This is a genomic window from Acinetobacter sp. YT-02 (assembly GCF_002412355.1).
Classification (GTDB): Bacteria; Pseudomonadota; Gammaproteobacteria; order Pseudomonadales; family Moraxellaceae; genus Acinetobacter; species Acinetobacter towneri.
Genome location: NZ_NOZT01000047.1, coordinates 1 through 593, shown reverse-complemented (window position 1 = coordinate 593; position 593 = coordinate 1). Strand labels below are relative to the sequence as shown.

The following is a 593-nucleotide window of genomic DNA, read 5'->3' as shown; positions in this document are numbered from 1 at the left end:
TTATACGAAATAAAAATGGGAGCCTTAAGCTCCCATTTTTTAAGTAATTTTTTCAAATAAGGCTTGGGTGAGCATCTAAAATTCGAATCAATGTAGCTGCTGGTCCAGTTGGATAGCGTCGTCCCTGTTCCCAATTTTGCAGGGTACGGGGGCTAATATGTAGACGTGCAGCAAATTCATTTTGGCTCAAGCCAGTTTTTTCACGTACTTCTTTAATATCAGGCAATTCGAGTTCTGTAACTCGGCTTGCTTTAACTTCTTTACGTTTGATAGCTCCAGCTTCTTTGATTGAAGCAACCAAGTCATCAAATAAGTTGTTATCCATGAAATTGCTCCTTCACGAGTTGGTGCAGAATGGCGGTTTCCTTATCTGTTAAATTATCTTTTACTGATTTTGGATAAGCCACTAAGAAAAAGATCTGATCATCCTCGGTGACCCAATAATAAATCACCCGTATCCCACCACTTTTCCCTTTGTTACCTTGAGCACAACGTACTTTGCGAATACCACCGCCATTCTTGATTAGGTCACCTCTATCAGGCTGTACCAAAAGATCTTGCTGAAGTTGACGATATTCCTCATCAGATACAAG

At 40.1% G+C, this 593-nt stretch carries 2 protein-coding genes; both read right to left on the bottom strand.

What is annotated here, in order from left to right:
- Positions 1–52: 52 nt before the first annotated feature.
- The gene (gene nadS, locus CF596_RS11630) at positions 53–325 is read right to left on the bottom strand and encodes a NadS family protein (RefSeq protein ID WP_000369781.1); all 273 of its coding nucleotides are present in this window, start codon (positions 323–325) and stop codon (positions 53–55) included.
- Positions 318–593, bottom strand: a 276-nt coding sequence (locus tag CF596_RS11625; protein WP_143228687.1) for a type II toxin-antitoxin system RelE/ParE family toxin, incomplete at its 5' end; no start/stop codon positions are given. The genes CF596_RS11625 and nadS, both read right to left, overlap by 8 nt.